We start from the raw sequence: 22,855 nt of genomic DNA on the forward strand, positions 1-22,855 counted from the left end.
GTGGAGTTCTCTTAGTAGTTCTTCTAGGTAATCTTTTGCGAATTGGTCATGGATAAAACGAGTCATTTTAATTAAATGTACATTTCTAGTATTTCTTTAGCTGTCCGATCGCACACTCCCAATTCTCCCAAACAATGGCGCATTTCTTGATAAGCTGTGAAAGTTTGTTGTCTTTTTTCAGGATTTAACAACAATTCCATTGCTGCTTTGGTAATATTCTTGGCTGTGGCTTGTTCTTGCAAGAATTCTGGGACAATTTCCCGCATCACAACTAAATTGACTGGAGAAGCAAAGGGAATTGAACCTTTAAGAATATGACGCGCAATCCAAGCTGTAAGAGGATGAAGACGATAAACTACAACTTGGGGAACATTTAATAATGCTAATTCTAAGTTCACTGTTCCCGACTTAGTAATGGCAAAATCAGCCGCTGCTAAAATATCTTGAACGCCTTGTTGTTGACTTGATACTATTGTAGCTTTTAACCCATATTCTTGAATTGCGGCTGTAATTGGTTCTTTAAATGTTTCTAAAGATAGAGGAATCCAAAAATGTACATTTGGTAGTTTAGATTGAATATTTTGGGCGGCTTGAAAAATTATTGGTAGAAGATATTTTAATTCTTGATGACGGGAAGCTGGTAAAAGTGCGATCGCTATTTCTTCTACTTTAACTCCTAATTTCTCCCTCGCAGTTGTCCGACTAGGCGCATTTGCCATTCTATCAATTAAAGGATGTCCTACCCAAGAAACATTTGCCCCATTTTGTTGATAATATCGGGCTTCTTCCGGGAAAATTGCTAATAGTTTATCTGTAAAACCAACAATGCGGTTAGTATTCTGAAAACTCATAGACCATACCCACTCTTGAGGAGCGATATAATAAGCCACAGGCACATCAGGCAAATTTTCCTTCATGAATGTACCAATGCCCAAATTTGGACCCATATAGTCAATGAGGACGACTAAATCCGGGGGATTTTTCTTCAAGTGAGCGATCGCTTGCCGTTGTACTCTTAAAGTAGGAATAACATAAGGCAAAGACTCAATCAAACCCATTGAACCAATACCGCTGGTATTACCCAAAATTCTTGCCCCGGCTTCCGCCATTTTATCTCCACCCAAGGCAATAATTTCTAATGTCAACCCCGCCGCAACAGCTTGGCGTTGAAGTGCCTTAATTAATAGCGAACCCTGTAGATCTCCAGAAACTTCGCCAGTGCTAATAAATATTCGCATTTTTAGATATTAGATATTAGATTTTAGATTTTCATGTCCTTTCCTACCCCATTCCCCCTTACAAATTACCTATTTTCTTCTTCTTCTTCTTCTTCCTTCGTGTTCTTCGCTTCTATCCCTTCGGGACGCTCCGCGAACGTGGTTCATTCAATTTATATTCTGGCGACAAAAACAGAGTAAAATTTGAGGACGGGTAAACCCCGCCCCTATATCTATTCATCACTGACGGATTTTTTACGTTTTCCGGGAATTAAACCTCGTCTTCCCGACATTTGGGAAAGTAACAAGAAACGGCGAAGATGTTTTAATTCTTCTGTATCTCCTAAATTTTCCAACTCCTGCAAAGCATCTTTAAATAAAAACTCAGAACGATAGAGAAGACGGAAAGCCTTTTTAATTAATTGAAAGTCACTCGCAGGCATTCCCGAACGTTTTAATCCTACCAAATTGAGCGATCGCACTTTTGCCGGATTTCCCTCCACCAACATATAAGGAGGTACATCTCTATCAATGCGTGTCATTCCTCCCACCATTGACATCCCCCCAATATGGACGAACTGATGTACACCTAAAACGCCGCTGAGTCTAGCCCGCGATTCAATATGTACATGACCTGCTAACGCCACAGAATTAGCAATAATGACAGAATCCTCAAGCACGCAATTATGACCTACATGAACATAAGCCATCAATAAATTGCCATTGCCGATTACTGTCGCTTCACCCCTACCAGTAGCGCGGTTAATCGTCACATACTCACGAATGGAATTATTATTACCAATTTTTACCCAAGTAGGTTCTCCCACATACTTGAGATCCTGCGGCTGCATACCGATAGCTGCACCGGGGAAAATCTGATTTCCCGTACCAATTTCACAAGGTCCCTCCAGAACAGCATGAGCGCCAATTACAGTGTCTGCACCAACTCTGACGTTCTCTCCAATCACAGCATAAGCACCGACTTGCACTGTTGGGTGGAGTTCCGCACTAGTATGTATGACAGCAGTTGGATGAATAAGTGTTTTCAACATATCTTTAACTATGATTTTTTTGATTTTTTTGATTAAGATGATTATGGAAATCGCATGATTTTCAACTGTCAGTAACTCAACCCTAAAGGGATTGAGCTTGTAAGAGAAATCAAACAAGCTGTACTGACCAGACCACCCTGAGCGATGTCGAAGGGTAGCCGTTATTTGAGTCACGACACCTTGGAATGCGTTCGCGCCAGCGTGCCGTCAGGCATAGCTAGTTCCCCGCTCTGTCGCTGTAAGTTAAACAGTTCTAAAGTCACTGGAACAGTGCTTTCAGCCTAACAAGCTCTTATAACAGGTCGTTCGCGTAAGCGTGCCGGAGGCATCTAGCTAACATCACCCCGTAAGGGAGGCTCTATTGAGCAAAACATTACGCGTACAGGGTTGTGAAATTTGAAATGGTAATTGTCCCATTGAAAGTGCAATACAAAAGCACACCGAATCGAACAACTCTAAGGCGGTAATGGTTAAGCAAAGACTAACTGCGGCTAAAACCGCTCGTGCCGTTTTCCTCTTAGCACTAAAGTGACTGAGTTTCCCACATCCCGCGAAGTTTTATGATTCTTTTGATTTAGATCATCATGGCAATCACATTAATCAAATAAATCATAGTTAGGACTTAACTAATCAAAGAAAACATTAGCTCTCCTTCAGCGGCTAGTTGTCCGTCAACTTCCGCTCGTCCTTGCATTTTCCCGAAACGACGCTGTTTTACCCACAACAGTTCCACCGTCATTACCAGTTGATCACCGGGAACAACTTGACGACGAAAACGAACTTTATCAATACCAGCAAATACAAACAGTCCTCCTTTTGATGCTGGCATTTGCGTCATCACAATGCCCCCAACTTGTGCCATTGCTTCAATAATTAATACACCGGGCATGAGCGATCGCCCCGGAAAATGCCCTTGAAATTGGGGTTCATTAAAAGTAACATTTTTAATACCCACAGCCTTTTTACCAGGTACATAATCAATAATCCGATCTACCAGTAAAAATGGATAGCGATGGGGCAAAAGTTCCTGAATTTCCTCAATAGTCAAGGTAGTTTTAATTGTCTGTGTATTGACATTATCCTCAATTGATGTATTCACTTCCTGGGAATTAGGTTCGGTAATAGTGGACATTAGTTGTAAGTTATTTGAATGATTAGACACTAGAAATAGGTATAGCAGGGAACAGGGAACAGAGAACAGGGAACAGGAAATAGAAATAAAAGTATAAATATTATCTTACTTTTTGATTACCGTTCCTCCTTTTCTCTCGGAAAATGCTATCAATTCAGGTATTTTAGAACAACTCTAAAATTTTCCGTGCTAGTTGAATGTGTAAATTATGACTAGCTTTGTACGCCAAAAAATGAGCAACAGGGAAAGTTCCCAGTAAACTTAAATCTCCTACTAGATCCAAAATTTTATGACGGACTGGCTCATTTGCAAATCGTAATGGGGGATTTAGCCAACCTTGAACCCCACAAACCAGAGCATTATCCAAACTCCCACCTTTAATTAATCCCGACCTTTGCAGATATTCAATTTGATCCTGTAACCCAAAAGTCCGTGCTGGTGCAATTTCCACCGCAAAATCCGCAGCAGACTTTTCCAAACAGGTCATTAATAACCAACTGTGCCATTGATTACCAATTGCCGCCAAATTAAAATCTATACCATAGCTAAATCGAGTTTCCGGTGCAGGTAGAGCGCAAACAAAAGCATCACCTTCATAAATCCAAATCGGTTCAGTAATCACAACAGGTGCGGGTAAATTATTCGCCATTTGGGCTACTATTCCCACCTCAGCAATTCTTTCACACCAAATCCGCGCCGAACCATCTAAAAGTGGCACTTCCGGTCCATCAATTTCAATTCTGGCGTTATCCACCCCCATAGCCGTCAAAGCTGCCAGTAAATGCTCTACAGTGCGAACACAGACCTCATCCTTACCCAACTGAGTAGAAAGCACAGTCTTACTCACAGCCGCAACCTGAGCAGGAATCATAGGTGAATTTGGTAAATCTACCCGCACAAAAAAGCGGTTACTTCCCGGTAGCGCAGGTAATATTCTCACCTGAGTATTGACACCACTATGCAAACCCACACCAGTCTGAGTAATTTCCCCGCCTAACGTATGTTGTTGCATCACCCAACAATCCCCATATTGTAGTTACTATTGCTTATTATTAAGGCACAGGAGTCAGGAGGTAGGGGCGCAGGGCCTGCGCCCAAAAAAGATTCAGGAGTCAGGAGTAAAATTCCTAGCCACTGACAACTGACCAATTTAAAATCTTTCTCCAATCCCAAAATTGATCCGACTATCACCTTCATCAGTGACACCATAATCTATACGAATTGGTCCAAGTGGAGACTGTATCCGCAAACCCACACCATAGCCATAGCCATTACCATTTTTCTTTAACAATTGTGCAGATTGGGTACTACTTCCCAAATCACTACCATAATCAAAAAATAGTGCGCCACTGACCACAGAGAACACAGGGAAGCGATATTCAACCGCAGCTTGGATATACTTACTACCCGTACCTAATCTGCCTTCGTCATAACCCCGAACCGAGTTACTACCACCCAGAGTAAAGGCTTCATAGGGAGGCACATCCCCAAATATAGTTCCGCCTTGGAGGTTAAATGCTAAAGTTTGCGGTTTTTTGCTAAAGCTAATCAATTTAATTGGTAGATACTGACTATAGTTACCTCGTAACCTAGTCATAAAAATACTACCTGAACCTATAGGTACAGATTGATCAACTCCAAAGCTGAGGAAAGAACCTTTTGTGGGTTGTAAGGCATTATTGCGGAGATCCCTTTGTGCGCCCAGCTTGAATAGTAATAAATCATCTTCCCCAGAAGACGAAAGGGTGAGGGGAATTTTACCACTGATGATTTGACCATTATCATTAAATATTGCCCCTTCCTTCCTTAAATTGCCGTCAGCATCACGACCAGAAACCCGTTGATACTGTAGTCCCGCAGAAGCCAGCCACTCGGAATTTTTGAAAGGATTGGCAGAAAGGGGACGAGTAAAGGTAACACCACCACCTAACCGGGTAATCCGAGGGCGATCTTGTTGATTTGTATCCGTAATATTATCAGGATTAAAGGTTTCAATGTTGTTATCTTTACCTTCAAAAATCAGAGAAATAGAACGACGACGGAAAATATTGGTTGTATATGAAGTTCGATAAGGATCACCACCAATCCAGGGATCAGTAAAGCGGAGGTCAAATAGTAGTTCTCGTTCTCCTAACTGTACCTCTGTCCCTAATTTTTGGTTTCTTCCTCCCAGGTTTTGCTGCTGATAGCTGACAGTTCCAAATAAACCACTAGCGGAACTGATACCCGCCCCGGCAGCAATAGAACCGCTGGTACGTTCAATTACATTGACTAGGACATTTACTTTGCTGGGGTCAGTACCAGGGGCAAGGGATATAGGTTCAGTATCTGGTGGTTCAAACAATCCTAATCCATATATCCGTGCTAAGTCTCTCTGTACTGTATTGCGATTGAATACCGTTCCTGGCTTTAATTCTAATTCTCGCGTCACAACATAATCCTTTGTCCGTCCCCGAATTGGGTTGCCTTTGTCGTCTACGTCCTCACCATCTTTGTTACGGAATCGGACTTTCACGCTTTCTACAACCCCTTCAGCAACTTGGAGGGTAACAACTCCATTGTCTGAGACTTTGGGTGCGCCAATTAAGTTGGCTAGTACATAACCTTGATCTTGATAACGCTTAGTTAATTGCTTGATGCCTTCGCTTAGTTCCCGCAAGTTAAGAATTTTGCCATACTGATTACTAAATATTTCGTTGGCTGTCTCAGCAGGAAGGACAGAGGCTACACCCGTCCCAGGATTTGCTTCTAATTCTACTTTGGAGAGGATGGGATTGGGGGTAACAATAAAACTGACTCGCACACCAAGAGGGGTATCTTCTGGAAATGCTTGGACGTTGGAGAAAAACCCAGTTCTAAAAATCGCACTAATATCTTCTTGGAGTTGGGAACGGGTTGTTGTTTGTCCGGCTTGGGTACGAATTACTTTATAAACTTCGGTTTCTAGTGCAGAGGTGATTTGTCCTGTTTCTGATTTAATTGCTACCTCTGACACCAGTACACGGACTTCCGTTGCTTCTGGACTAGATTCAGCCGCAGGAGGTTGGGTCGGTTTCGCTGGGGTAGTTACTGTGGGTTGTGGTGTAACTTCAGATTCCGTCTTGATTGTTGAGGGAGTTGAGTTTTTTTGAGTAGGTGTAGCCGCAGGGGGTTGAGTAGTCCCTGGTTGGGGGACTTGTGCCTTAATGGGAACTATTGTGGTTTTTGGAACAATAACAGATGCTTTGTTTACTGCTACCGAATTGGCTGTGATCACTTTGACAATGGGCGAAAATTGGTTAGATTCTTTTTCTCCAACTATTGGCACTATTAAGGCATGGGATGTCAGATTTTCACTAGCATCACTTTTGACAGGATGCTGTTTTTCTGGCTGGTTTGTTTCTGCTGTCAAAACTTCTGTGGTCTGTGGGTGACTATCAGTAGCTTGGGCGTTTGCTTTGACAGAAATTGCTAAAGGGACTGTAATGGCTACCATAGCCATTAATCCGGGTGTTAAATGTTTTTTAATCATATTTCTCTTCACTACCACACACCATTATTTGTTAATCACTGGAAAAATTACTTACTCGGTTTTGTAACTTTCTACTACTTTTAATACTCTCTGTAAAACCTCCTGATAAGCATTTTCTACGTTTCCTAAGTCACGACGAAAACGGTCTTTATCCATAACTCGACGGTTAGTATCGGTTTCGGCTATGTCCCATAAACGACAGGTATCGGGACTAATTTCGTCAGCTAATAATACTTGCTGTTGGGAATCTACGCCAAATTCAAGTTTAAAGTCCACTAAGGTAATTTGACACTTTTCCCAAAACTGTTTCAGAAATTCGTTGATTTTCAAGGCAAGATGGGTAATTTGAGCAACTTGTTCCGGTGTGGCTAATTCTAGAAGAAATAGGCGATCGCTTGTCAGTAGAGGATCACCTAGACTATCATCTTTATAATAGAATTCCACCAAAGGCTGTGATAACACAGTTCCCAGTGCTAACCCAGTTTGCTGACACAGGCTACCAGCCGCAATATTTCTGACCACCACTTCTAAGGGGATAATTTTTACAGCCTTAACTCTCATCAAATTCGGGGCTGGACTATCAATAAAATGAGTTTTAATCCCCTGCATTGCCAATTGTTGGAACAGTTGACTAGAAATACTACAGTTAATCATGCCCTTGTTTTCAATGCTGCCTCGTTTTTGAGCATTAAAGGCTGTAGCATCATCTTTAAAATCAGCCAACAAAATCTCTGGATCATCTGTGGCGTAAAGAATTTTAGCTTTGCCTTCGTAAAGTTTAGAATTAACAGACATGGTAGTAGATACTGTTTTCGGTAATGGACTGCTTAAATCTGAAAGTTTCACTATTTTATCTTTGGTTAATCTGTTGTGGTTCTTGGGTAAGATCACATCACTGCATAATACGCAACAATTGAAGCTAGACTACCTCAGTTTGTAAACGGATAATAAATTAAGTCTAGTATTACAAAAATAACTCTATTCTTTCACACAATATGACCCATCCTTTTCTCAAACACCTCTATAGTCCAGAACGTCCCGTTATCGTCTTTGACGGCGCAATGGGAACCAACCTGCAAACCCAAAACCTCACCGCTGAAGATTTTGGAGGCGCACAATATGAAGGCTGTAACGAGTATCTAGTCCACAGCAAACCCGAAGCCGTCGCTAAGGTTCACCGTGATTTTCTCGCTGCTGGTGCTGATGTCATTGAAACTGATACCTTTGGCTCTATGTCCATCGTTCTCGCAGAATACGACCTAGCAGACCAAGCTTACTATCTCACGAAAAAAGCCGCCGAACTTGCCAAAAGTGTAGCTGCGGAATTTTCCACTCCCGAAAAACCCCGATTTGTGGCTGGTTCTATTGGTCCGACAACTAAACTCCCAACTTTGGGACATATTGACTTTGACACCATGAAAGCCTCTTTTGCGGAACAAGCAGAAGCCTTATTTGATGGTGGTGTGGATTTATTCCTCGTAGAAACCTGCCAAGACGTACTGCAAATTAAAGCCGCATTAAATGGGATTGAGGAAGTTTTTGCCAAAAAAGGGGAAAGAAGAGCCTTAATGGTCTCTGTAACTATGGAAACCATGGGGACAATGCTGGTAGGGACAGAAATCAACGCCGTAGTTACTATCCTCGAATCTTATCCCATTGATATTCTTGGCTTAAATTGCGCCACTGGTCCCGACTTGATGAAACCACACATCAAGTATTTATCAGAACATTCCCCATTCGTAGTTTCCTGTATTCCCAATGCTGGTTTACCGGAAAACATTGGCGGTCAAGCACATTACAAACTTACGCCCATAGAATTACGAATGGCGTTAATGCACTTCATCGAAGATTTAGGTGTCCAAGTGATTGGGGGTTGCTGTGGGACACGACCAGCACATATTCAACAATTGGCGGAAATTGCTCACGAGTTAAAACCAAAAGTTAGACAACCAAGTTTAGAACCAGCAGCAGCGTCAATTTATTCCACCCAACCTTACGAGCAAGAAAATTCTTTCTTGATTGTGGGTGAACGTCTCAACGCCAGTGGTTCTAAAAAATGCCGTGACTTACTCAACGCTGAAGACTGGGATGGTTTAGTTTCAATGGCACGGAGTCAGGTCAAAGAAGGCGCACATATCCTGGATGTCAACGTTGATTATGTGGGACGTGACGGCGTGCGGGATATGCACGAGTTAGTTTCTCGCATTGTTAATAATGTGACATTACCATTAATGCTCGATTCCACCGAATGGGAAAAAATGGAAGCGGGTTTAAAGGTAGCTGGTGGTAAGTGTTTACTCAATTCTACCAACTACGAAGATGGCGAACCACGATTTTTAAAAGTGCTGGAACTGGCGAAAAAATACGGTGCGGGTGTCATTATTGGCACAATAGATGAAGATGGTATGGCGCGGACAGCAGAGAAAAAGTTTCAAATTGCCCAACGTGCTTACCGTCAAGCCGTAGAATATGGGATTGCGCCCACAGAAATATTCTTTGATACTTTAGCTCTACCGATTTCTACAGGGATTGAAGAAGATCGGGAAAATGGTAAAGCTACCATTGAATCAATTCGCCGCATTCGTCAAGAATTGCCTGGATGTCATGTGATGTTGGGCGTTTCCAATATCTCCTTTGGTTTAAATCCAGCCTCGCGCATGGTCTTAAACTCGATGTTTTTGCATGAAGCTATGCAAGCGGGCATGGATGCAGCAATTGTCAGCGCGAGTAAAATTTTACCACTAGCTAAAATTGAACCGCAACATCAAGAAGTTTGTCGGCAGTTAATTTATGATGAACGTAAATTTGATGGTAATGTCTGCGTTTATGATCCTTTGGGAGAATTAACCACAATTTTTGCCGGAGTCAAAACTAAACGGAATACGGGAATTGATGCCAGTTTACCAATTGAAGAACGTTTGAAACGGCATATTATTGACGGTGAACGCATTGGTTTAGAAACCCAATTAACAAAAGCTTTAGAACAATATCCTCCCTTACAAATCATTAATACTTTCTTGTTAGACGGAATGAAAGTTGTCGGTGAATTGTTCGGGTCTGGACAAATGCAATTACCTTTTGTCTTACAATCTGCCGAAACCATGAAAGCTGCGGTTGCTTATTTAGAACCGTTTATGGAAAAGTCGGAATCTGGGAATAATGCGAAAGGAACTTTTGTAATTGCGACGGTGAAAGGTGATGTTCACGATATTGGTAAAAACTTGGTAGATATCATTTTATCTAACAATGGTTATAAGGTGATTAACCTGGGAATTAAGCAATCTGTAGAAAACATCATTCAAGCTTACGAAGAACACAAACCTGATTGTATTGCCATGAGTGGATTGTTAGTAAAATCCACCGCTTTCATGAAGGAGAACTTACAGACTTTTAATGAAAAAGGAATTACTGTCCCGGTAATTTTAGGTGGTGCAGCTTTAACTCCTAAATTTGTAAATCAAGATTGCCAAGGTACTTACAAGGGTAAGGTTGTCTATGGTAAAGATGCCTTTTCTGATTTGCATTTCATGGATAAGTTAATGCCTGCAAAAACAGCAGGTAATTGGGATAATTTGCAGGGATTTTTGGATGAGGTTGTAGAAAATGGACATCAATCTTTTGAGGAAAATATCAGGCAAGATGCCCACTCCACAATAGATAATTCTGATGTTAAAAAAGAGGTTGATACTCGGCGTTCTGATGCTGTAGCTGTAGATATTGAACGTCCGCAACCACCTTTTTGGGGAACGCAGTTTTTACAACCTGATGATATTTCTTTGGAGGAATTATTCTGGTATTTGGATTTACAAGCTTTGGTCGCTGGACAATGGCAATTCCGCAAGCCCAAGGAACAATCTAAGGAGGAATATCAGGCATTTTTAGCTGATAAGGTTTATCCAGTTTTGGAAGAATGGAAACAGCGCATTATTGAGGAGAATTTATTACATCCTCAAGTGATTTATGGCTATTTCCCTTGTCAATCTGTGGGGAATAGTTTATTGATTTATGAAACGAACCACAGAGGCGCAGAGGACGCAGAGGTAAGAGCTAGTTTTGAGTTTCCGCGTCAGAGGTCTTTGAATAGGTTATGTATTGCGGATTTCTTTGCACCAAAAGAATCAGGAATTACTGATGTTTTCCCCATGCAAGCGGTGACTGTGGGGGAAGTCGCAACGGAGTTTGCCCAAAAGCTATTTGCGAATAATCAATACACTGATTATCTGTATTTTCATGGTATGGCTGTCCAGGTTGCGGAAGCTTTGGCAGAATGGACACACGCTAGAATCCGCCGGGAGCTAGGTTTTGGTGATTCTGAACCGGACAATATTCGGGATATGTTGGCGCAGCGCTATCAAGGTTCTCGGTATAGTTTCGGCTATCCAGCTTGTCCGAATATCCAAGATCAGTATCAGCAGTTGGAGTTGTTGGGGGTTGATAGGATGAAGATGCACATGGATGAAAGTGAGCAATTATATCCTGAACAGTCGACAACGGCGATTATTACTTATCACCCTGCGGCGAAGTATTTCACGACTTAATCTAAGTAGGTGGGCGTTAAAAATTGTCGTTGGGGCAAGGGAACAGGGAACTCTTAACTGGGAACAGGAAGAGAGTTTTGAGTGATTTTACTTTTCTTCACATACCTTTAAATTTTTCTGTTCACCTACTTAGGGACTTCCAATTAAAACCCACATTCCGCAGGTGTTTTTTGAATTTTCGGAATTATCCATAACCCAATGATAACAAGGCTTTCAGACAATGACACGCAATTCTATATTAGGATTAGGGCGATCGCAAGCTCAAATCGAGCTTATTGAGAATACTGTCAATAAATTAGTTGGTTTGAGATTAAATTCATTGAATACCGACCTAGATAGCAAAAAGCATGAAATAGTTATTATGATTGGGTTTTAGCTGTTTTATGAAATTCTTTTTTTCACAAAATAACCTGCTGGGAAAAATATTTTGGGTATATTTACTCATGCCGAATATGGGTTAAAAAAATACCCAGAAGTTTCTTGTGGTGCGGGCATACTTCGACCCTTCGACAGGCTCAGGGCATCGCAAGCTCAGTACAAGTCTTGCCCGCTAATTACCAAGGACAGGCAGGATGCCCATCCCACAAAATTGGGTAATTTATTTTTTGGTGATCCCTTATCCCTCAGAATACAATTCTGGGACTATACGAACAAAGTCCGCCTGCGCGGACTTTATCACCATCAAGATTTGGCGTGAAAACTGATTCTATTTTTTATCGCATTTTTAAAACTTTACCTGCATCTTTTTGGGGATTGATTAATATGTAAACAGTTACAAACTAGAGTCAGTTTAGAATTAATTGAATCAAACTAATTGACACTCTCACTGGCTAAAGCCGCTGAGTTTTACGTTTACCGGATATTTCAATAAGGGACTTCCAAATAAAAAAATACTCAACCACCTAACGCAAAAATCTCTCAAACCCTTATTCCTCTGTGTCCTCTGCGCCTCTGTGGTTCGTTAATCAGGATAATTTATTTCTTGGAAGTCCCTAAGGGAACACCAAAAAATAAATTACCCAATTTTGTGGGATGGGCATCCTGCCCGTTCTTGATGATTAGCGGGCAAGACTTGTACTGAGCTTGTCGATAGCGTAGCGTGGCGTTAGCCATAGTATGCCCGCACCACAAGAAATTTTTGGGCATTTTTTTAATTGGAAGTCCCTAAGAAACCGCTGTATTCTATCCATAAACTAACCATAAGCATTTAGGGACAATGACAAAACTTAGTAGTATTTTTGTTTTTTTATTAGCAGCAGGAACAATTTCTCTGACAACACAAGTTCAAGCACAGACAAATTCAGGTCCCATAAGTGAACCAAATGTTAAGCTAAACGTACAACGCAGCAGTGGTAATTGTCCGCCAACAGTCGGGTTGTGGTGGATAACTCTGCCTTTTGAGGGTGGTGCAGAACATACAGTTGTTGCCAATACAACAGCTTTTGCAGATAGAGTTAAATTAGTTTCTGCTAGTAAGCAGTTCATAGAATTTGTTTCACCTTTACGCAGTAATTATGCTGCCTGTGTCGGTCAAACCCGTAATCAGGAATACAATTTTTACAATGTCCAATTTAAAGATAAAAAAGCTTATTTTCGGGTGGATTTGCGAAAAATCAATGCCCCCGCCCAGACAATTATTTACAATACCATAGCTGGTTCTCGTCCTTATGTCCGTTGGGCAATAGCAGATTAGAAAACATTGTTGAGGTGCTGTAAAGTGATCCAGGTAGGCATTTATCAGGATGATCATGGCGCTTTATTTAGATTCAGCTATTGCCGCAGAAGCCGAAATTGTTAAACATTGGGGTTGGGTGAAAGGTATTACCACCAACCCCACATTATTAGCGCAAGCTAACACCCCACCGGCAACCACCCTCAAAACCTTGGTTTCCTTAACTTCCGGTCCTGTATATTATCAACTCCTAGCTTCAGATCAGGAGAAAATGATCGCCGAAGGGAGAAAAGCCTTTGAAATTATTGGTTCTCAAACCATCTTGAAAATTCCCGCCACACCGCTAGGATTTGAGGTGGTAGCCATCCTTTCCTCGGAAATTACCTGTTCCGTCACCGGCATTTACAGCCCCGCACAAGCCGCTGTAGCTAAGGAAGCAGGGGCAAAAATTGCGATCGCCTATGTGAATCGGGCAGAACGCTTGCTAGGAGACGGTATTGCCTTAGTCCGCGATATGTCCAGTATCCTCAAAGGCAGTGATGTGGAAATTTTAGCAGCTAGTATCAAGTCACCAGCGGAAGCAGCCGCATCTCTCCAAGCCGGTGCAAATCATCTCACCTTACCCTTAACAATGTTGCAAGCGATCGCTACCCATGAATTTTCCCATCAAACCGTGATTGATTTTGCGGCTGGAGGAATTGGTTTAACAATTTAACTTGATCTCACCTCAATCCTATATAGAGAAGACTGTTAGTGAATCAATGCAGGGTTTCACCCCTCATCCTGAAACCCTGAATTTTGCATAATTAGAATACTTAAAAATCGGGTTTATAGTCATAAACACAATGCCTTTAAAGCCAGTAAAATCAAGCTATGTCAAGGGTGATGGGTGTGACCCCCTATTAATTATTCTCGAAAAATATAGGTTAAAAACTGTTAGAGATGAACAAATAAAAAAAATAAAAATAAATGCCAAATTGGCAACCACGATGAAATTATCCAGGCTAAATTATATTAGACAAGCAAAAAACAAGAGGGTTGTTAAAAAGCTGAATCAATTAACAAAAGGCTCTTGTAGAGGTTGTCTAAAAAATAAATAGAATTAGTATTTGCTGCATAGGAATACCTGCTAAGTATAGACGTTATCGTTAACCTGCAAATTACCCCCCTAATTGGCGGTTCTCGTCTATATGAATAAAGTTCCTAATCGCTTCAGCAGCAAATGGTAGAGTGGGAGAGAAAGGCGCTTGGTAATGCCTCCTCCCACTCTCTTTTTTTGGGTACTTTTTGCCGATTTCTTAAGAATTAAGTAGGTTGGCGTTGAAAATTGTCGTTATAGCAAGGCAAGAGGCAAGAGGCAAGAGGCAAGAGTAAAGAAGTTTTCAGCGATTTTACGTTTCTTTACACAGTTTGGTTTTATTGTGTTCACCTACTTAGGAACTTCCAATTAAAAAAATACCCAAAAATTTCTTGTGATGCGGTCTGAAAAGCCCGCTAATCATCAAGGACGGGCAGGATGCCCATCCCACAAAATTGGGTAATTTATTTTTTGGTGTTCCCTAAATTCACGCCAGACAACAAGCCAGTTTTACCCCTGATTTCTGGCATACAGTACCCACTAGATAACTCCCTCTTCTATATTTTATACATTACTACAGAAGAGGGAGCATCAATAGATGATGGGGAATTTACTTAGATTAATTTTTGTTAAGCGGCAACTTTTTCCTCAAGGGGTTTAAAAGTTTTCTTGGTTGCACCGCAAATAGGACAATGCCAATCTTCAGGAATATCTGCAAATGCTGTACCTGGTAAAATTCCTGAATCTGGATCACCTGTTACAGGATCATAAATCATGCTGCATTGTCTACAAATCCATTTTTGAGTTTGCGGATTCTCACTAGCAGATCTAGTTACAGGGTCTCCACCGTTCAAGACTTCTAAGGCTTCAGTATAGCGATCTGCGTGATAATTTTCAATGAATTTAAGCAACCCAAATCGGTGGGCGGCAGCACGAAATGTGTTAGCGTGATCACTAGATTCTTGAGCTTGTTGGAGAAATTCTGCTGCTGCGGGATGATCTCGATCATGTTCAGCAGCAGCAGCGAATTCAGGATACATGGTTGTGTATTCATAGGTTTCACCTGCGATCGCTAAAGATAAACAACGAGAGATGATTTCCCGTTTTTGTTCATCAGTTAAAGCTGCTGCATCTTGAACAACAAGTTCTGGATGTAATAATTCAAAATGTGCAAAGGCGTGTTCGGTTTCTTGATCTGCTGTTTCTTTAAAGAGTTTTGCTAAATCGGAAAACCCTAGTTTACGTGCGACTGCTGCAAAAAACAGGTATTTACGATTAGCCATTGATTCCCCACCAAAGGCTGATTCTAAATTTTGTAGTGTAGTAAAATTGGATAAATCCATAATTTGCGAATCTCGATGAGAGGTTGTTGCCTAATATTAAAACACATTCGTAAGAATTCAGAAGTCCAGAATGAAGCATGAATGATGAAGAACATTTTTCTTCTATCTTCCCCGGTCTCTGTTCCCTGAATCCTTACACACATTCTTTAAGATTTAATTAACAATGATTACTAACGAATTACCAAAACACGCTGAGATTATTGCTAAACAACGGCAGTTTTTCCAAAGTAGTAAAACGAAAGATGTTACTTTTCGGATTGCCCAACTTAAAGTCCTTAAACAGTTAGTAATTGAGAATAAAGCAGCAATTGTTCAGGCATTAAAAGCTGATTTAAATAAACCAGAATTTGAGAGTTATGCTACGGAAATCGGTGTTAATAAAGAAATTGATTATGCCATCAAACATATCAATACTTGGACAAAACCCAAAAAAGCAGCCGTTCCTTTAGATTTATTTCCATACTCGGCTAAAATATGTCCAGAACCCTTAGGAGTAGTTTTAATTATTGGACCTTGGAATTATCCATTTCAGTTAATTATCTCACCTTTGGTTGGGGCGATCGCTTCGGGAAATTGTACTATTATTAAACCTTCAGAACTCGCACCGCGGACTTCGGATTTAATTACAAAACTTATTCATAAATACTTTTCTCCAGAATATATTACAGTTGTCCCTGGTGCAGTGGAAACGAGTCAAAAGTTACTATCAGAAAAATTTGATCACATCTTTTTTACTGGTGGTACAGCCATTGGTAAGATAGTTATGGAAGCTGCTGCCAAACATCTCACTCCGGTAACTTTGGAATTGGGTGGAAAAAGTCCTTGTATCATTGATACGGACATTAATCTAGAACATACTGTCAAACGCATTATTTGGGGTAAATTTATTAATGCTGGACAAACTTGTATTGCCCCGGATTATTTGTTGGTAGATACGAAAATTAAACCAAATTTAGTCAATGCTTTGCAGAAATGTCTGCAAGAATTTTATGGGGAAAATCCAGCTAACAGTGCCGATTATGCCAGAATTATTCATCAAAAGCATTTTGACAGATTAGCGAATTTACTCAAGTGTGGTGAAGTGATTATTGGGGGAGAAACTAAACCTGAAGAACTTTATATTGCCCCCACGCTTCTGGAAAATGTTTCTTTAACAGATCCGGTAATGCAAGAGGAGATTTTTGGACCGATTTTACCAATTATTGAATATACAGATATCAATGAAGCTATTACTTTGATTAACTCTAGACCAAAACCCCTGGCTTTATATTTATTTTCCCAAAACAAAAACCTGCAAAAACGGATTTTACAGGAAACATCATCTGGGGGAGTATGTATTAATGACACAGTAATGCAGGTTGCTGTTTCTTCCTTACCATTTGGGGGTGTGGGTGATAGTGGGATGGGTAGCTATCACGGTAAAGCTGGTTTTGATACCTTTTCCCATTACAAAAGTGTCTTACAAAACTCATTTCCTTTGGATATAAATTGGCGATACGCACCCTATCTAGGTAAATTATCGCTGTTGAAAAAAATTATTGGTATTTAATAAAAATTCAGTAGGGGCGCAGGGCCTGCGCCCAGTCACTCATACGCCCAGGAGTCAGTCGAAAGGGCTTAATTATTTGATCCTCCATGTAGGGGTAAAGCAAAAGCTCATTGGTGTCAACTTAAGCTCAAATCCCTACCACATCTAGTTCCTAGTCTCTGACTAGGAATGCAGTTGATGAGGCTCTGCCTCTAATATTATTGAAGGCAGAGCCTTCTAGAATTCATTCCCAGTCAGAGACTGGGAATGAGATGACTTGAGTTCTTTGCGGGATAGAGGTTTTACGTTAAGTTGACACCAATGAAGCTTTTGCTTTACCCTTACGCATTCGGGTTTTTAGTAATCTTGTAAAAATTCAAATCTCAGCCGTCACGAGTATAAATTTATTTTAACTCCTGAATTGGAGACTATTGAATTCTTCTCTAAGGGACCTCCAATTAAAAAAATACCCAAAAATTTCTTGTGGTGCGGGCATACTATGGCTAACGCCACGCTATCGACAAGCTCAGTACAAGTCTTGCCTGCTAATCATCAAGGACAGGCAGGATGCCCATCCCACAAAATTGGGTAATTTATTTTTTGGTGTTCCCTAAGATTCTTCTGTTTCTTCTTCCTCAATTGCTGGATAGACGAAGTTAGAACGACCACTTAAAATTGATTTACCAAGGGAGATAGCTTTTTGCGCTTCAACAGCAGCTTTGTGTCTCCAGGTGGCGCGGCGTTTATCTCGTTTAGATTTTGATGTTTTCTTCTTAGGAACAGCCATGACAGCGGTATATCGTGATTCTTGACAACCTTCCTATTGTAAGCGATTAATTGACTTTTGACCGGAAATCTTAGATTTTAGATTTTAGATTTTAGATTAAACAAGTTGGTATGGGTTCCCGTTCATTGAGGACGGAAAAATACTCGCTGCGCTGCGTACGCTTCCCTAACGTAAATCCCAAACCCCAAATTTTCCAACTCTACACGTGGAGTCAATCCAAAATCGAGTGACTTGGGCAAAAGCGGTACGGAAGTAAGTAGGTGAACACAATAAAACCAAACTGTGTAAAGAAATGTAAAATCGCCCAAACCCTCTTCACTCTTGCCTCTTGCCTCTTGCCTTTTGCCTTGCCATAACGACAATTTTCAACGCTCACCTACTTATGTCACTCTACTGATCAATTAACAGTAATAAGCGGGCTGTTTTAAAATAAGTTGTCCAATTTTGGGGATCTGGCAGTTTTTGCCATTGAGGGCGACTGACTTCTAATGATAAGATTGGTGCGATCGCTCCCCGATTTTGTGCTGAAATAATAATGGATACTTCTGTCACCAAAATATCTTGGTCAAAGCTCCGTTGAGTTGCGGCTCTAGCGGTAAATTCTGCCCTTCGTAGCACGGTTTCGTAGCTTTCCTCTGGTAAACGGTCTATCAGCAAATCTACTCTAGCTGTGTAAGCTTGGACAGTCTGCGGAGCGATCGCTTCTGTCGTTAACCATAAAGGAACTGCTAATAACAGCCAGACTCCACTATGAATAATCTGGATTTTTTTGCCAACTTGACTAATAATTGAAAAGGGGATCACTGAAAATGATTGTATTGTATCAATCCTGAACATAATCTTCTATCTCCTGAATGACAGGTCATGGAAATCGAGTGGGAGTATTTTACGATTATTTATGTTGTATCTACTACAACTAATTTCAGCAATAGGTGAAAATTAATTAAACTATAGCAACGGACAAGGTACTGAGGACATGAATTGACAGTCAACTGCTGTCTACAAGAAGGTTTTACTCGGTGGCTCCTGACTCCTGCTATATAAGAAATAAGTTAGCTTTGTGCTTAACGCCCCGTGCTAAGGGCAATTTTCAGCAAACAACAAACAAACAAACAACCGACTCATAGCGGGATGGTAAATTACTGGGCGATCGCCATCGGCATTGATCAATATCAATTCTTTCAACCTCTCAGTTGCGCTCAAGCCGATGCTGAGGCAATTAAGGATTTTTTGGTAACACAAGCAGGTTTTCTCCCCGAAAAATGCCTGTTAATGACAAATACCTCGCCCCCCATAGGAGAACAATCCTCCTATCCGACAAAAGAAAATATCCTCTTGTTGCTAGAAGAATTAGCAGCGACACTTTGGCAGCCAGGGGACTACCTATGGTTATTCTTTAGCGGCTATGGGGTTAACCACAAAGAACAAGATTATTTAATGCCAGTCGCCGGCAATCCCGATCAAGTTCCCGAAACTGGTATAGAAGTGCGATCGCTTATGCAGAGTCTACAAGTTAGCGGACTCAATATCTTACTCATCTTGGATATTAACCGCGCTTTTGGGACTCAAGCAGATGCCCCCGTAGGACAAGAAATTATCGAATTAGCCCAAGAACTACAAATGGGCGCAATTGTTTCCTGTCAACCCGAGGAATTTGCCCATGAAAGCACGGAATTAGGTCATGGTTTTTTCACAGCAGCATTATTAGAAGCTTTAGGTTCTGGACAAGGATACAACTTTGCTGATTTAGCTGCCTATGTAAGTTATCTTACCCCCAAACTTTGTCAACACCACTGGCGACCAGTCCAAAACCCGATGACTGTCATTCCCTCTCCAGAGCCAGCTATTTTACCCACGTTGACACTAGATGAAAACTCAGAAGCGCTAATTTTCCCAGCCGAAAGTTTTGCTATCACCCGCACCGCACCCCCCATAGAAAATAGCACCTTTAGCAGCATAAACAGAGCTTGGTGGGTAGAAAATGCCTCAGTCGAGACCACTTTAAGCCCCACAACAACCGAGGCAAATTTAGTCCCCCCACTCATATCAAAGTCACTTGTTAGCAACAATCACACCTTAACAACTTCCCCAGAATCCCAGCCCAGTGGCAGATTTATTCCCGCTATTACTACAGCCAATACCTATACTTCCCTGCAATCTGAACGACCAATTTGGCAACAATTTATCATCTGGGGTGGTGGTACTATGGTGATAGTAGGGCTAATCGCTACATTTTTACTCCGTAATTACGAGAGTTTTCGGTTTAAAAATTTCTCAAAAACAGTATCTAATAATCAGACTAGCAAACTGCAATTTCCCCAAATATTTAAAACTTCTCAAAATCCTAGTAACGCCCAAATTAGTGCCAATACAGACTCTAAAAAACGTAATCAAGCGATTTTAGAGCTAGAAAAAATGTTGCTTGTCCCTACACAACCTAATCATTTAAGCATTGCGATCGCTAAAGCCCAGAGAATTCCCCCGGATGCACCACTATACGCCAAATCTCAGGAAAATATTCAGGTCTGGTGCCAAATGATTTTGGCATTAGCACAGGCACAAGCTCAACAAAAAAAATATCCAGCCGCCATCACAATTGCCAAGTTAATCACCACAAAAGATCCGCTTTATTCCCAATCTCAAACAGTCATTCAAAAATGGCAACTAGAAGCCAAGCAATACGTAAGTAATAAAACTCTCTTAGATGCAGCTAAAAATTTAATTATTCCTGAACAAGCATCAACCTATAATCGCGCCATCGAAGTTGCTAAAAAAATTCAAAAAGGACAACCTGGATTTGAAATTGCCCAAACATTAATTAATGAATGGAGTGAGAAAATTTTAGATTTAGCCAAAGTCCGTGCCACTCAAGGAGATTTTCAAGCTGCTGTCGCCACCGCCGCATTAGTCCCACAAGTAACGATTGCCTACGAAGATGCTCAGGATGCTATCCAAAAGTGGCAACAGCAAAAGAATTAGTCAGTTGTCATTGGTCAGTTGTCAGTGGTCAGTGGTCAGTGGTCAGTGGTCAGTTGTCAAACTATTACCCATTACCCATTACCCATTACCCATTACCCATTACCCATTACCTATTACCCATTAGCAATACTGAGAAATGTCTTCGCCACAGGTATCAGCTAGATAGCACATTGCTTTAAATCGCAAACCTACTACCTCTTCGTATAAAGGATTAAGTTTACACATGGGCGGAATGTGAAACAGTGTTTTACCAAATACTTTGACATCACGCTCAAATGGACACTGAGCCGGAATGTATTTACAGAGACGATGAGCTAATAGGCGATCGCGCACCTGAATATTATCCAACCAATTACGCAAAGGACGTAAAAAGTCCCAAGCCGGCTGGGCTGCAACATGGTGTAACGGAGTCATATTAGCTTCACTAGCGTCTACTGGATGTAGAGAAATCCAACTTGCCAGAAAAATGTTTTTGTTAGTATTTTTAGATACATTCATGGTAATTCCTCTTTTGTTGTGAGGGTATTCACCTCATAAGAATACCCGGTAAGTGGGAAACTCAGTGGCTTGGCTCCCTGAGAGGGAAACGACACTTCGACAAGCTCAGTGACCGCACGAGCAGTTCGACAAGCTCACTGACCACGGTTTTAACCGCTGTGGATATTAAAATTGAAACCAGATTTTTGATTGGAATCTGGAAACCAACTCCCATTTCTGGGGTAATGTTAGCCGATGCTACGGCACGCTGCGCGAACGACCTGTTACAAGAGCTTGCTTGAGCTTGCAACACTGTTCCAGTGACCTTAGAACTGTTTAATCACAAGCGACAGAGCAGGGAACTGGCAACGCATTCGGTGGGTGTCGTGACTCAAATAACGGCTACCCTTCGACTTCGCTCAGGGTGGTCTGGTCAGTACGGCTTGCTTGATTACTCTTGCAAGCCCAGTCCCTTTAGGGCTGGGTTACTGACAGATGAATATGTAATATGACAAAAACCTAAACCGAAAAACAGGATTATTACAGAAATTCTGTAAAAAGTCTAATTAACTGCTTCCTATGGTTGAATTTATTATGTTAATAAGTCACTCTGACCATAATTTCCCAAAAAGCAATACTGTGTTCATTCAATTAGTAACTTGGCACAGTTAAAATTTTAGTGAAGACATCTGCCTTTGGGTGTGATTTCTTTTAACTGCAACAAAACTTATTATAGCAATAATTATCAATAAATAGGATTAGGAAAAATACTCTTAAACAGCAAACTTTAGACAGTGATTTTTGCTAAATTTGCCATTTACAGCACATTATCTTTAACTCAACCAGGTTTAGCTCTCAGTTACATCCCATACCTATGGATAAACCGTACCACTATTGCCTTAGTCGGTGCTGCTGTGTTGATAGCTTTGGGTGTCCTGAATTTGCAGGAAGCGTGGTATTCCATAGATGCCAACATCATTGTATTTTTGTATTGTATTTTTGTTAAGCATGATGGTGATTAACGCCAACCTGTCCTATGTCGGCTTTTTCCGCAAAGCACCGATATTGCTACTGAGATGTATCCGTAGTCCTCTAAGCTTATTGATAGTTATTACTTTCGGCTGTGGGATCTTCTTTGCTTTCTCAATGACACCTATAGACCTAATTTTTACACCCCTCACTTTAAGTCTAACTCTATCTTTAGGCTTAAATCCCATTCCCTAGAACTTTTGCGTATTCTTGCTACAGAGACAGTAAATTAAAGAATAAGTAATGGGACAGAATTAATTACACAATTGATTTTTCTGTTCCCTGTTCCCTCTCTCAACGAGTGAATTTAATTTTGTCCGACTACTTAACACTTTTATAATTACTTACGGGTATCTAAACTCCAGTCAATACTGGTGCTTCAATATCCATCTTTAGATGGATTGACATTGATCTTAGTTTTTGCGGAAAATGCTTTAAAAGTTTTATCCCGTAATTTTCATCACATTTTTACCCCCCTTTCCCCTTATGAAGGGGGGAAACAATAAAAACCA

17 protein-coding genes and 1 pseudogene are annotated in these 22,855 nt (G+C 40.9%); 8 read left to right on the plus strand and 10 right to left on the minus strand.

What is annotated here, in order from left to right; translation table 11 throughout:
* Positions 1-71 precede the first annotated feature (71 nt).
* The 6 genes from lpxB to purC all read right to left on the minus strand — a co-directional run bounded on the left by lpxB (position 72) and on the right by purC (position 7,707).
* On the minus strand, positions 72-1,238 hold the full coding sequence (gene lpxB / locus FJR37_RS15865) for a lipid-A-disaccharide synthase (RefSeq protein ID WP_168466483.1): 1,167 nt from the start codon (positions 1,236-1,238) through the stop codon (positions 72-74).
* 212 nt (positions 1,239-1,450) lie between these two features.
* Positions 1,451-2,266, minus strand: a complete 816-nt coding sequence (gene lpxA, locus FJR37_RS15870; RefSeq protein ID WP_168466506.1) for an acyl-ACP--UDP-N-acetylglucosamine O-acyltransferase — start codon at positions 2,264-2,266, stop codon at positions 1,451-1,453.
* A gap of 625 nt (positions 2,267-2,891) precedes the next feature.
* Positions 2,892-3,401, minus strand: a complete 510-nt coding sequence (gene fabZ / locus FJR37_RS15875) for a 3-hydroxyacyl-ACP dehydratase FabZ (protein ID WP_168466484.1) — start codon at positions 3,399-3,401, stop codon at positions 2,892-2,894.
* Between the two features lie 163 nt (positions 3,402-3,564).
* The gene (gene lpxC / locus FJR37_RS15880; protein WP_168466485.1) at positions 3,565-4,413 is read right to left on the minus strand and encodes a UDP-3-O-acyl-N-acetylglucosamine deacetylase; all 849 of its coding nucleotides are present in this window, start codon (positions 4,411-4,413) and stop codon (positions 3,565-3,567) included.
* Positions 4,414-4,551: 138 nt separating this feature from the next.
* Complete coding sequence (locus FJR37_RS15885) at positions 4,552-6,912, minus strand: BamA/TamA family outer membrane protein (RefSeq protein ID WP_168466486.1); 2,361 nt, start codon at positions 6,910-6,912, stop codon at positions 4,552-4,554.
* A gap of 51 nt (positions 6,913-6,963) precedes the next feature.
* Entirely contained in the window at positions 6,964-7,707 is a 744-nt protein-coding gene (purC, locus tag FJR37_RS15890; protein WP_039203765.1) for a phosphoribosylaminoimidazolesuccinocarboxamide synthase, read from the minus strand.
* Between the two features lie 200 nt (positions 7,708-7,907).
* Between purC and metH the strand changes: the two genes are divergently transcribed.
* The 5 genes from metH to FJR37_RS15915 all read left to right on the plus strand — a co-directional run bounded on the left by metH (position 7,908) and on the right by FJR37_RS15915 (position 14,222).
* Positions 7,908-11,450: a methionine synthase gene (gene metH / locus FJR37_RS15895; RefSeq protein ID WP_168466487.1), complete on the plus strand. Its 3,543-nt coding sequence runs from the start codon at positions 7,908-7,910 to the stop codon at positions 11,448-11,450.
* A 220-nt stretch (positions 11,451-11,670) separates the two neighbouring features.
* Entirely contained in the window at positions 11,671-11,826 is a 156-nt protein-coding gene (locus FJR37_RS15900) for a hypothetical protein (RefSeq protein WP_160290027.1), read from the plus strand.
* A gap of 840 nt (positions 11,827-12,666) precedes the next feature.
* A complete protein-coding gene (locus FJR37_RS15905; RefSeq protein ID WP_039202624.1) occupies positions 12,667-13,143 on the plus strand; it encodes a hypothetical protein in 477 nt (158 codons plus the stop codon).
* Positions 13,144-13,198: 55 nt separating this feature from the next.
* Entirely contained in the window at positions 13,199-13,837 is a 639-nt protein-coding gene (locus FJR37_RS15910) for a transaldolase family protein (protein WP_039202625.1), read from the plus strand.
* Between the two features lie 130 nt (positions 13,838-13,967).
* Positions 13,968-14,222 carry a hypothetical protein gene (locus tag FJR37_RS15915; RefSeq protein ID WP_168466488.1) on the plus strand — a complete coding sequence of 85 codons (255 nt, stop codon included), beginning with the start codon at positions 13,968-13,970 and terminating at the stop codon, positions 14,220-14,222.
* Positions 14,223-14,829: 607 nt separating this feature from the next.
* Here FJR37_RS15915 and FJR37_RS15920 read toward each other — a convergent pair.
* Positions 14,830-15,543 carry a rubrerythrin family protein gene (locus FJR37_RS15920; RefSeq protein ID WP_039202628.1) on the minus strand — a complete coding sequence of 238 codons (714 nt, stop codon included), beginning with the start codon at positions 15,541-15,543 and terminating at the stop codon, positions 14,830-14,832.
* 163 nt (positions 15,544-15,706) lie between these two features.
* Here FJR37_RS15920 and FJR37_RS15925 point away from each other — a divergent pair, with 163 nt between their 5' ends.
* The gene (locus FJR37_RS15925; RefSeq protein WP_168466489.1) at positions 15,707-17,092 is read left to right on the plus strand and encodes an aldehyde dehydrogenase; all 1,386 of its coding nucleotides are present in this window, start codon (positions 15,707-15,709) and stop codon (positions 17,090-17,092) included.
* A gap of 589 nt (positions 17,093-17,681) precedes the next feature.
* On the opposite strand, the gene rpmF is transcribed toward FJR37_RS15925, so the two are convergent.
* Together rpmF and FJR37_RS15935 are read right to left on the minus strand one after the other, a co-directional pair.
* Positions 17,682-17,858: a 50S ribosomal protein L32 gene (rpmF, locus tag FJR37_RS15930; RefSeq protein ID WP_039202630.1), complete on the minus strand. Its 177-nt coding sequence runs from the start codon at positions 17,856-17,858 to the stop codon at positions 17,682-17,684.
* A gap of 390 nt (positions 17,859-18,248) precedes the next feature.
* Positions 18,249-18,695: a hypothetical protein gene (locus FJR37_RS15935; RefSeq protein ID WP_039202633.1), complete on the minus strand. Its 447-nt coding sequence runs from the start codon at positions 18,693-18,695 to the stop codon at positions 18,249-18,251.
* 294 nt (positions 18,696-18,989) lie between these two features.
* Here FJR37_RS15935 and FJR37_RS15940 point away from each other — a divergent pair, with 294 nt between their 5' ends.
* Positions 18,990-20,837 (plus strand): caspase family protein, encoded by a 1,848-nt coding sequence (locus FJR37_RS15940; RefSeq protein WP_168466490.1) that lies wholly within the window; start codon positions 18,990-18,992, stop codon positions 20,835-20,837.
* Positions 20,838-20,957: 120 nt separating this feature from the next.
* Here FJR37_RS15940 and FJR37_RS15945 read toward each other — a convergent pair whose 3' ends face one another.
* A complete protein-coding gene (locus tag FJR37_RS15945; RefSeq protein WP_027404841.1) occupies positions 20,958-21,335 on the minus strand; it encodes a Mo-dependent nitrogenase C-terminal domain-containing protein in 378 nt (125 codons plus the stop codon).
* Positions 21,336-22,108: 773 nt separating this feature from the next.
* Here FJR37_RS15945 and FJR37_RS27770 point away from each other — a divergent pair.
* Positions 22,109-22,535: pseudogene (locus tag FJR37_RS27770) on the plus strand (SLC13 family permease); the annotation flags it as partial.
* Positions 22,536-22,855: the final 320 nt, after the last annotated feature.

Source organism: Aphanizomenon sp. UHCC 0183 (assembly GCF_009712065.1).
Lineage (GTDB): Bacteria > Cyanobacteriota > Cyanobacteriia > Cyanobacteriales > Nostocaceae > Dolichospermum > Dolichospermum heterosporum.

Excerpts from the sequence above, each read along its gene's own strand:
- FJR37_RS15945 (WP_027404841.1), bottom strand. The coding sequence starts at position 21,335 with ATGAATGTATCTAAAAATACTAACAAAAACATTTTTCTGGCAAGTTGG.
- lpxB (WP_168466483.1), bottom strand. The coding sequence starts at position 1,238 with ATGCGAATATTTATTAGCACTGGCGAAGTTTCTGGAGATCTACAGGGT.
- FJR37_RS15925 (WP_168466489.1), top strand. The coding sequence starts at position 15,707 with ATGATTACTAACGAATTACCAAAACACGCTGAGATTATTGCTAAACAA.
- metH (WP_168466487.1), top strand. The coding sequence starts at position 7,908 with ATGACCCATCCTTTTCTCAAACACCTCTATAGTCCAGAACGTCCCGTT.
- FJR37_RS15910 (WP_039202625.1), top strand. The coding sequence starts at position 13,199 with ATGGCGCTTTATTTAGATTCAGCTATTGCCGCAGAAGCCGAAATTGTT.
- FJR37_RS15900 (WP_160290027.1), top strand. The coding sequence starts at position 11,671 with ATGACACGCAATTCTATATTAGGATTAGGGCGATCGCAAGCTCAAATC.
- FJR37_RS15915 (WP_168466488.1), top strand. The coding sequence starts at position 13,968 with ATGCCTTTAAAGCCAGTAAAATCAAGCTATGTCAAGGGTGATGGGTGT.
- rpmF (WP_039202630.1), bottom strand. The coding sequence starts at position 17,858 with ATGGCTGTTCCTAAGAAGAAAACATCAAAATCTAAACGAGATAAACGC.
- FJR37_RS15940 (WP_168466490.1), top strand. The coding sequence starts at position 18,990 with ATGGTAAATTACTGGGCGATCGCCATCGGCATTGATCAATATCAATTC.
- FJR37_RS15935 (WP_039202633.1), bottom strand. The coding sequence starts at position 18,695 with ATGTTCAGGATTGATACAATACAATCATTTTCAGTGATCCCCTTTTCA.
- lpxC (WP_168466485.1), bottom strand. The coding sequence starts at position 4,413 with ATGCAACAACATACGTTAGGCGGGGAAATTACTCAGACTGGTGTGGGT.
- FJR37_RS15920 (WP_039202628.1), bottom strand. The coding sequence starts at position 15,543 with ATGGATTTATCCAATTTTACTACACTACAAAATTTAGAATCAGCCTTT.
- fabZ (WP_168466484.1), bottom strand. The coding sequence starts at position 3,401 with ATGTCCACTATTACCGAACCTAATTCCCAGGAAGTGAATACATCAATT.
- FJR37_RS15905 (WP_039202624.1), top strand. The coding sequence starts at position 12,667 with ATGACAAAACTTAGTAGTATTTTTGTTTTTTTATTAGCAGCAGGAACA.
- purC (WP_039203765.1), bottom strand. The coding sequence starts at position 7,707 with ATGTCTGTTAATTCTAAACTTTACGAAGGCAAAGCTAAAATTCTTTAC.
- FJR37_RS15885 (WP_168466486.1), bottom strand. The coding sequence starts at position 6,912 with ATGATTAAAAAACATTTAACACCCGGATTAATGGCTATGGTAGCCATT.